At 71.6% G+C, this 9,264-nt stretch carries 8 protein-coding genes and 1 pseudogene; 4 read left to right on the top strand and 5 right to left on the bottom strand.

Features of this window, described 5'->3' with window-relative positions:
* Positions 1–33: 33 nt before the first annotated feature.
* The 3 genes from ACFC02_RS40100 to ACFC02_RS40110 form a co-directional block, all read right to left on the bottom strand.
* The gene (locus ACFC02_RS40100) at positions 34–504 is read right to left on the bottom strand and encodes a creatininase family protein (protein ID WP_376367561.1); all 471 of its coding nucleotides are present in this window, start codon (positions 502–504) and stop codon (positions 34–36) included.
* Positions 505–590: 86 nt separating this feature from the next.
* The gene (locus tag ACFC02_RS40105) at positions 591–1,652 is read right to left on the bottom strand and encodes an alpha/beta fold hydrolase (protein ID WP_376367563.1); all 1,062 of its coding nucleotides are present in this window, start codon (positions 1,650–1,652) and stop codon (positions 591–593) included.
* Between the two features lie 155 nt (positions 1,653–1,807).
* Positions 1,808–2,278 (bottom strand): SsgA family sporulation/cell division regulator, encoded by a 471-nt coding sequence (locus tag ACFC02_RS40110; protein WP_376367565.1) that lies wholly within the window; start codon positions 2,276–2,278, stop codon positions 1,808–1,810.
* Positions 2,279–2,678: 400 nt separating this feature from the next.
* Here ACFC02_RS40110 and ACFC02_RS40115 point away from each other — a divergent pair, with 400 nt between their 5' ends.
* Positions 2,679–3,482 carry an alpha/beta hydrolase gene (locus tag ACFC02_RS40115; protein WP_376367567.1) on the top strand — a complete coding sequence of 268 codons (804 nt, stop codon included), beginning with the start codon at positions 2,679–2,681 and terminating at the stop codon, positions 3,480–3,482.
* A gap of 71 nt (positions 3,483–3,553) precedes the next feature.
* Here ACFC02_RS40115 and ACFC02_RS40120 read toward each other — a convergent pair whose 3' ends face one another.
* Positions 3,554–6,298: an AAA family ATPase gene (locus ACFC02_RS40120; RefSeq protein ID WP_376367573.1), complete on the bottom strand. Its 2,745-nt coding sequence runs from the start codon at positions 6,296–6,298 to the stop codon at positions 3,554–3,556.
* A 497-nt stretch (positions 6,299–6,795) separates the two neighbouring features.
* Here ACFC02_RS40120 and ACFC02_RS40125 point away from each other — a divergent pair, with 497 nt between their 5' ends.
* The 3 genes from ACFC02_RS40125 (at position 6,796) to ACFC02_RS40135 (ending at position 8,855) form a co-directional block, all read left to right on the top strand.
* Entirely contained in the window at positions 6,796–7,083 is a 288-nt protein-coding gene (locus ACFC02_RS40125; RefSeq protein WP_376367575.1) for a WhiB family transcriptional regulator, read from the top strand.
* A 255-nt stretch (positions 7,084–7,338) separates the two neighbouring features.
* A complete protein-coding gene (locus ACFC02_RS40130) occupies positions 7,339–7,806 on the top strand; it encodes a cupin domain-containing protein (RefSeq protein WP_376367569.1) in 468 nt (155 codons plus the stop codon).
* Positions 7,807–8,306: 500 nt separating this feature from the next.
* Positions 8,307–8,855 carry an LLM class flavin-dependent oxidoreductase gene (locus ACFC02_RS40135; RefSeq protein ID WP_376367571.1) on the top strand — a complete coding sequence of 183 codons (549 nt, stop codon included), beginning with the start codon at positions 8,307–8,309 and terminating at the stop codon, positions 8,853–8,855.
* Between the two features lie 24 nt (positions 8,856–8,879).
* On the opposite strand, the pseudogene ACFC02_RS40140 reads toward ACFC02_RS40135, so the two are convergent.
* Positions 8,880–9,116: pseudogene (locus tag ACFC02_RS40140) on the bottom strand (IS630 family transposase); the annotation flags it as partial.
* Positions 9,117–9,264: the final 148 nt, after the last annotated feature.

Consider the following 9,264-nt stretch of genomic DNA (forward strand, 5'->3'; position numbering starts at 1 on the left):
CAACCCGGCGACGGTAAAAGCCGGCACGACCAGCTACATCCCGAACCTCTGAGAATCACCCCAACGAGGCACCCTCATCAGATCTGCACCCATCGACGTTCCCAGTTCCACGGTGAGTTCGTTGCTGATGGCGTTGAGGGCGGTCATGTTGCCTGCGTGGCCGTTGACGATCAGGATCCGGGAGAATCCCGCGCGGAGCACGGACCGGCAGAGATCGCACAGCAGCGCGTGGTAAGTGTCCAGGCTGAGGGTGACGGTGCCGCCGAATGGCACATGGTGCTCCGCCAGTCCCGCCCACACGGACGGGGCCACCACGACCCGGGTGTGCGCGGCCGCCAGGTGTGCGGTCCGCCGGCACACCTCGGCCACCAGCAGGTCGTCGACACCGGTGGGCAGATGGGGGCCGTGCTGCTCGGTCGACCCCACCGGCAGCACCACCGCGTCCTCGGCCGCCAGTTCACGCAACTGTGCGGCGGTCATGCGGTTCCAGTGGATCTCGCTCATGTCGGCAGGCCTCCTTCACAGGGGGCGGTCGGGCGCGCAGGGAAGAAGCTTGCGGCCGGCCTGCCTGCCGGCCGGCCGTACCCGGGTCAGAGGTGGTCGGCCTCGACGACGGCCTGCGCGAAGGCGGTCGGGGCCTCCTGGGGCAGGTCGTGGCCGATGCCGTTGAGCGTGTGGTGCGCGTACTTGCCGGTGAAGAACTTCCGGTACATCGAACCGTCGCCCGGTGCCGCGGTGAACGAGTCGCATTCGGCATCGAGGGTGACCGTGGGCACCGAGATGTACGGCTGCGCGGCGAGCTGCTTCTCCAGCCGGTCGTAGCGGCGCTCGCCGTCGGCGAGGCCGAGGCGCCAGCGGTAGTTGTGGATCACGATGGCGGCGTAGTCCGGGTTCAGGAACGCCTGGGCCGTACGCGCGAAGGTGGCGTCGTCGAAGCCCCAGGTCGGGGAGACGGTGTCCCAGACCAGACGGCACAGGTCGCGCCGGTCGTCCTCGTTCTCCATCGCCATGCGGCCCCGCTCGGTGGCGAAGTAGTACTGGTACCACCACGCGCACTCGGCCTTGGGGGGCAGCGGATTCTTCTGCGCCGCGACATCCGTGATCAGGTACCCGCTCACCGACACCAGGGCCTTCACCCGGTGCGGCCACAGGGCCGCGATGATGTCGGCGGTGCGCGAGCCCCAGTCGAAGCCGGCGAGCACAGCCTTCTCGATCTTCAGGGCGTCCATCAGGGCAATTATGTCGAGCGCGATCGCGGACTGCTGGGCGTTGCGGAAGGTGCGCGAGGACAGGAAACGTGTCGTGCCGTGTCCGCGCAGATAGGGGATGATCACGCGGTAGTCCTGCGCCGCGAGCAGCGGGGCGACGTCGACGTAGCTGTGGATGTCGTACGGCCAGCCGTGCATGCAGATGACGACGGGGCCGTGCTTGGGCCCGGCCTCGGCGTAGCCGACGTCCAGCAGACCAGCCTTGACCTGCTTCAGCCGGGCGAAGGAGGTGTGGGTGCCGGGGGTGATGTGCGGGACGGCCGGCGCCGGCGCGCCGCCCTTACCGGGGGCGGCAGAGGCGGCCTGGACGCCCTGGAGCCCGACCAGCGAAGCCGCGGCCGTGCCCAGGCCCACGGCCTTGCTGAAGTTCCGCCTGTCGATCATGTGGATCCTCCGTCGTGCGTTCTCGGTGCCCACCGCGCGGACGGCGCGGGAACCGGGCTCCGGGTCTTGTTCGTGGGCTCACCGCGAGGGACGGCGCGATGACTGTCGCACAGCTTTCGTCACCAGTCAAACAGGTGACTCATTATCTCCCGTGGTCAGTCGGACGGCACCTCGGGGCCGTCGAGTAGACCCGCGAGGAAGCCGTCCAGGTCCAGCCGGCCCGTCTCCGTGCCGGCCGGGACCAGCTCGTAGGTGTGGTCGAGCCACTCCGCCAGCGGCGGAACGGGAAGTTCGAAGAGGGCCCCGACGTCCTTCGACACGAGCTGCAACCAGGCCGTCGCCCGCTCCTCCAGGTGTGAGGGCCACACCTGGATGTCGCCGACGCCGCTCATCGAGTGGAGCCCCTGATGGAGCAGGTCCCGGCCGATGCGCCAGGTGGCGCGGGGGCCGTCCTCGACGAGAAACGTGACGGTGACGACCAGGGGCGAGTCGGGGTCGTAGCGGAACTCGGCCCGGATCTCCTGCCACTCCAGCATGTCCAGCATCCGGTGGATGTCCAGACGCAGCAGAGGGAGGCTCGGTGATGCGGTGCACTGGCTCCGCAGGTCGTGGCGATCGCTGCTCATGACGGGGTGTCCTTCCGTGAAGCGGGGGCTGGCGGCCTTCACTCTCGCTCCGGACACCGCTTCGGCACATCAGTCACTTGACCGTGAGAGACGGCCGGCCGTCCCCGGCCGGACGGCGGTCGCGGTCCGCGTACCCGCACCCGGCCCGGCGGCCGGAACCCCGTGACGGGCAGGGCCGCCGCCGCCCGCGCGGCGGACGGGAGTCGGCCCCCGCACGGGCGGCGGGGAACATTAAGTCATTCGACTGTTCCGGCCGTGGGGGGCCTGAACGATGCTTGAACGGTCGCCCGTATGCCGGTGCCGGATGTCCGCTCCCTGTGCGGGATACCCAGGGTCTTCCGCCCACAGGGGCGGTGCCGGGTCCCGCGCGCCCGGCCTGACCGAACGAGAGGCCCCAGCCGTGAACAGTACCCCCGTCGTCTTCATCCACGGAGCGTGGTTCCACGCGCTGTCCTGGGAAGCGTGGGCCGACCGTTTCACCGGCCGGGGCTTCACCGTCTGGGCGCCGGGCTGGCCGGGCGAGCCCGGAACGGTGGGCGAGGCGCGCCGCCACCCCGAGGCGCTGCGGGGCCTCGGACTCGACGCGCTGACGGACCACTTCGGACGTCTGGCGGCGTCCTTCGACGAACCGCCCGTGCTCATCGGGCACTCGGTGGGCGGGCTCGTCGTGCAGCACCTCCTCGGTCACGGCCTCGCCCGGGCCGCGGTGGCCGTCGCGCCGACCCCGGTCGCGGCCGTGCCGCCGCCGCGGCCCGGCCGGACCACCCGGTGGACGCCGGAGGCGGACGGGGACACAGCGGTGCTCCTGTCGCCCGAGGAGTTCCGGGACGTCTTCGCCAACACCGTCGGAGCCGAGGAGTCGGCCCTGCTCTACGACCGCTACGTCGTCCCGGCGCCCCGCCGGCTGCTCACCGATCTCGGCCAGGACGGCCCGGTCCCGCACCCCCGTGCCGTCGCCGACGTCCACAACACCACCCGCGGGCCGCTGCTGCTGATCTCGGGGCAGGAGGACCGTGTGGTGCCCGACTCCGTGACCCGGGCCGCCTACAAGCTGTACGGCGACTCGGTGGCGGTGAGCGACCTGAAGCAGTTCGCCGACCGCGGTCACACCCTGACCGTGGACAACGGCTGGCGGGCGGTCGCCGACCACGTCCTGGACTGGCTCGCCGAGCAGGGGATCCACGCGGGCGGCTCGGACCTGTGAACGGGCGGGCCCAACCGGTGAGCGGGCACCGCCTCCCGGCCCGCCCCGATCGGAGCGGAACCGCGCCGGGCTCAGTCCCGCGTCCCCTCCTGGCTCTTGCCGAGCGCGTCCCGCAGCGCGGCGCGCGAGGTGATGCCAAGCTTGGGGAAGACACGGTAGAGGTGGGAGCTGACGGTACGCGGGGACAGGCGCATCCGCTCGCCGATCTCCTTGTTGGTCAGCCCGCTCGCGGCGAGATCGGCGATCCGGCGCTCCTGCCAGGTGAGTGCCGACAGGTGTGCGGTTGCCTCGCGCGCGGAGACACCCGACGCGCGCAGCTCGGCGCGGGCCCGTTCCGTCCAGGTCTCGGCGTCGAGCCGTTCGAACGTCTCCGCGGCCGTGGTCAGCAGCGGGCGCGCGGCCTTGGGGCCCTGGGTGTGCCGCAGCCGTATCCCGTGGGCCAGCCGGATCCGGGCCGCCTCGAACGGGAAGTGGGCGGCGGCCGGATGTGTCTCGGCCCGCTCGTACATGTCGGCGATCTCGGCCTCCTCAGTGGCCGTCATCGCCAGCGCCCCGTAGGTGATCATGGCCAGCCGGGGCGAGACGGCGGGCAGTCCCGCCTCCCGCGCGGCCAGCGCGTGCCGTCTGGCCTGCTCGGAACGGCCGGTGTGCACCGCCGCCTCCACCAGGTCGAGCAGGGTGCGCGCGGCCTGGTGCCCGTACGGGGTGAAGGTGCCGGGCGCGGTGACACCGATGGCGTGCAGATACGCGGCCTCGTAGTCCCCCTCACTCAGGGCCGCGGCCGTACCGGCGGCGTCGGCGAGCTGGGTCAGGAAGCCCACACCGCGCGGGCGCGCCCAGGCGTCGACCATGGCCTGAAGTTCGCGCGCCCGCTCGGCCCGGCCCCGCTGGGCGGCGACCAACGCCAGGTACGCCCGGGTCTGCTGGGCCAGCAGTGTGTACCCGTGGGACGTCATCAGATCGAGGCCGCGCTGCCCGGTGCGGTCCGCCTCGTCCCACTCGCCGATCGCCATCTGGTCGAGCATGATCAAGTGCAGCATGGTCATCCCGACGCCCATGGCGCCGGTCTCCAGCTCGCGTTCGACGATGCGCTGGAGGTGCGGGCGGTACTGGCTGAGGATGTCCACGTGGTACGCGCAGACGCCCAGGCGCATCACGTCCCAGGGCTCCAGCTCGGAGAGGTCGGCGAAGGCCCGCTCCACGCGGTCGGCCAGGCCCGCGCCGTGCAGGACGACGTCGCCCCAGGCGTCGCGGTAGATGCGTGACCGCTCCGTCACCAGATCACCCAGCGAGTCGAGCAGTTCGCGGGTCTGCCGCCACGACTCCGGCTCGCCCGCGTACTGCTCGATGCCCAGGAGCAGGTTCACCAGGCGCAGCAGGACGTCGGGGGTGCTCCCGGCGCCGTGGTCGCGGAGCTTCTCGATGGCCGCGGCGACCTGGCGCCGTGAGGAGCGCACGTCGCCGTCCTCGTACCAAGACATGTAGGCGGAGGTGGCCACCGCCGACGGGCTCTCATTACGACCGGTGGGCAGCTCGGCGTTGACGAGCTGCTGCGCCTGGTCCAGCAGGCCCGCGTACCCGGCCGTGAAGGCGGCGTTGCTGAGTCTGCGGGAGCGGCCCTCGTGACTCTCGCTCAGCTCGGCGGCGCGGGTCAGCCAGGCCACTGCGGTCACCGCTGAGCCGCGCCGGGTCGCCGAGTCCGCCGCCGCCTCCAGGGTGGTGGCCACCTTCTCGTCGGGGTCGATCGCCGCCGCCGCGAGATGGGTGGCGCGGCGCTCCACGTCGTCGCGGTGGATGCGGGCGAGGTCCGCGTGGGCGGCCCGCCGCTGGTTGGGGGTGGCCAGCTGCACCACGGTGGAGCGCACGAGCGGGTGGCGGAAGACGAAGTCGCCGCCGACCGGGTCCGTCTCCAGCAGTCCGGCCGCCACCGCCTCCTCGGCGTCGCGCATGCGGTAGCGCAGCGCGGGAGTGTGCGTGGACGCCGCCGCGGTGCCGACTCCGTCCAGTGCGCCGCGCAGCAACTCCTCGCGCACGGCGTCGTTCAGGGCCTCGACGCGGGTGCCGTAGACGTGCTGGAGCCGCCGGGGCAGCGGGACGGCCTGGAAGGCGAAGGCGCCCTCCGATCCGCGGCCGGGCCGGCTGCCGCCGAGGAAGGGGGGCAGTTCGAGCAGGGCCAGCGGATTGCCCCGGGCCTGGTCCAGGACCAGCCGGCGCATCTGCGCATCGAGGCCGGGATGGCACAGGTCCAGGAGTTCCGCGGAGGCCGCCTCGGTGAGCGCGGGGACCGCCACCTCGGGAAGGGCGGCCGTGTCGAAGCGCGACGGGATGTCGGTGCGCAGGGCGATCAGTAGCTTCACCGAGCTGCCGGTGAGCCGGCGACCCGCGAATCCGCACACGTCGGCGCTGGAGGCGTCGAGCCACTGGCCGTCGTCCAGGATCAGCAGCAGCGGCTTATCCGAGGTGGCCAGGGAGAGAAGGTCGAGCACGGCGATGCCGAGGGACATGACCGAGGGCGGCCTGCCCTCGGTCTGCCCGAACACGGCGTCGAACGCGGCCCGGTGGCCCTTGTCCAAGGCCTCGATGTGCGGGAGCAGCGGGTAGAGGATCTGGTGCAGCCCGGCGAAGGGGAGGTCCGACTCCGCCTCCACCCCGGCGGCCCTGATCACCTCGTGTCCGTCGTCGGCCGCCAGCGTGGCGACATGGTCGAGCAGGGCGCTCTTGCCCACGCCCGACTCGCCCCTGAGGACGAGCGCCTGTCCCCCGGTGGCGGCGACGAGACCGGACAGCCGGGCCCGTTCGTCGTCCCGGCCGATCATTGTGACGAGCGACTTCACGGCGCCCCACTCCCTTCCCCACCGGGCCGGAACCCGGGCCCCGTATGCCGCTCGCGTCGCTCTGCACGGCCCGCGGCGGAGAACCGATCGCTCTGCTGTGCCCCCGGGTGGCGGTCGTGTCGCATGTCCGCTTCCCCATCCTTCCCACCCGTGCGGCGCCAGTGTGCCAAGGGTTCTCGCCATCCGAAGTGGCCGGAAAGTCACCCTTGTCGGTCAGGCTAAACGGACCGTAAAGTCCGGTCAATCACACGGCGAATCACCGGCCCGCGACGGAAACTCGTTCACAGGAGTCCCGTAAGCCTCCGGCAAGCGGCGATTTCCGGTCAACCGTCCACATGTCCGATCACACCATAGCTGCGCTAGAGTCACGTATATCTGCACCGTCGAAACATGTGCGGAGATGCACATGGATGGAGTCTTGGGGTGAGGCAACCGTGGAGTGGGCTGTCAGGGGCGCGTGCCGCAGGAACGCCGAGCAGATGTTCGCCGAGGGCGCTGCGCAGAACGGGGCGAAGAGCGTCTGTTACCACTGCCCCGTACGCGTGGAGTGCCTGGCCTACGCGCTGGACCAGCGGATGGAGTACGGCGTGTGGGGCGGCATGACCGAACGCGAGCGCAGGGCGCTGCTGCGCCGCCACCCGGACGTGGCCTCGTGGCGGCAGATCCTGGGGAAGGCGTACCCGGGGCACGAGGCCATGGGACGCGAGGCCGCCGCGCGTGACCTGGCGTCCCGGCTGGAGCAGCGGGGACCGGAAGCCGCCGCCTGAACGGGCACCGGCCGCCGCGCGGCCGGATCGCGCTCTTGCGCGGCCAGGGCCAAAAGCGGTTGATTCTTCGGGGAGAACGCACATTCCTTCCGCCGCTGGCCGTTCCCGTGCCGGGCGTCGGCCGCGTGCCGCGCGTCGGACCACACCCGGTGCCACACGTCGCACCACACATGAGCGTCGTACGCCGCCTGCCGCGCCACGTCATGCGCCGTGCCGCGCGTTCTCACCCCCCGTCCCCGACCCGAGGGAAACAAGATGTTCGACCGCCGCACTCTCCTGCGCGCCGGTGGCACCGCCGCCGGCGCGCTCGGTGCCGCCGCGCTCGCCTCCGCCCAGCAGGCCGCCGCGACCCCACTCCTCCCCCACGAGCACCCGGCAGGACCCGTCGACCGCGCCGACCCGACCGCGGGTGTCACCCGCACCCTGCTCCAGCAGCACCCCTCGCCCGCCGAGGGCTGGGCCGCCGTGCAGACCCTGGTGCAGATCCCCCGGCACAAGCAGTCGGGCCGGCACAGCCACCCCGGTGTGGAGGTCGGTTACATCATCCGGGGCGATGTCCTGATGGAGTTCGACGACGCCCCCGCCCTCCGGCTGCGTACCGGCGACCCCTTCTTCATCCCCTCGGGCGCCATCCACAACGCCATCAACGTGGGCACCGTGACGACGATGATGCTCTCGACCTACGTCGTCGACGAGACGAAGCCACTCGTGACCACCTACTGAACCGGCTCGCGGGCCCCGCGCACACCAACAGGTTTGACCTCAGCGGCACACATACCTAGGATCGCGAACCGGACCCTATGGTCCGGTTTTCTCGTCCTGTCGGCACCGAGAGAGTTCAGACATGCAGCGCGATGTGTCCCACCCGTCCGACCGGCCCGCCGAGGACCACGGGACGGCCCCCGCCCCGCTCTCGGTGCTCGACCTCACCGTGGTGCGCGAGGGACAGGCTCCCGCGCAGGCGCTGCGGGACACGGTCGCCCTGGCCAGGTCGGCGGGGCGGCACGGTTTCCGGCGCAGCAGTTCGGTGTCCTGGAGGCGCTCCACCCGGGGCGCTTCGACCTCGGGGTCGGCCGGAACCCGGGCGGTCTGCCCACCGTCGCCCGCGCGCTGCGCCGGGCCCCGGAGGACCCGGGCACCGACACCTTCCCGGCCCTGGTCCAAGAGATGGTTGGCTTCCTGGGATCCGGCTTCCCCGCCGACCACCCTACAGCCGCGACCGGGTGCACGTGGTGCCGGCGGCGCCCGGCCTGCCCGTGTGGATCCTGGGGTCGGGCACCACCGGCGCGCAGGTCGCCGCCCGGCTCGGACTGCCGTTCGCGGCGGCTTACCACATCAACCCCGTCCAGGCGCTGCGCGCCGTCGACCTGTACCGTTCCGAGTTCCGCCCCTCCGCGGCGCTGCCCGAGCCCCGAACGATGGTCTCCGTGAACGTCACCTGCGCCCCCGACGCGGCGGAGGCCGCGCACCTGGCCACGTCCGGCGCCGTGATGATGATGCGGGCCCGTCAGGGCGTCCAGAGCGCCGTGCCCGGCGCGGACACGGCGGCAGGTCTCGCGCGTACACCCGAGGAACGGGACTTCGTCGACGGCTGGCTCGGCACGGTCGTGCACGGCACACCCGGCGCGGTCCGCGCCGGACTGGCCGGTCTGCACGCGCGTACCGGGGCCGACGAGCTGATGCTCACCTCGCTGATCCCCGGCCTCGCCGAGCGCGAGCGCTCGTACGCGCTGGTCGCCGCCGAGTTCGGGCTGTCCGGGCCCGCTCACTAAGGTGATGAGCCTGAAATCGCAGGCTTAAGTCTCTCGCTGATTCTCAGTGGCTGGCGGAGTGACCTTGGTGAGGTAGTCGGCGAGAGATTTGAGGATCTCGTCGGCGGTCTTGGTCCAGGTGAAGGGCCTGGGGTTCTCGTTCCACGAGTCGATCCAGGCCCTGATGTCATCCTCCAGCGCCTTCACCGAGGTGTGGACGCCACGACGGATGAGCTTGTCGGTCAGCAGGCCGAACCACCGCTCGACCTGGTTGATCCAGGAAGGGTGCAGATCCAATGAGGGTGCAGTCGATCAGGCGGTGGGTATGAGCTGGCCGCGGTAGCGCGTCTGGTGGTTGCGGGTGAACTCCCGCTGCTGGTGCCAGGTCCAGTAGGTGTCGAAGTCGCCGTTGGCGCGGACGGCACGCAGC

The organism is Streptomyces sp. NPDC056160 (assembly GCF_042268205.1).
In the GTDB taxonomy this organism is placed as follows: Bacteria; Actinomycetota; Actinomycetes; order Streptomycetales; family Streptomycetaceae; genus Streptomyces.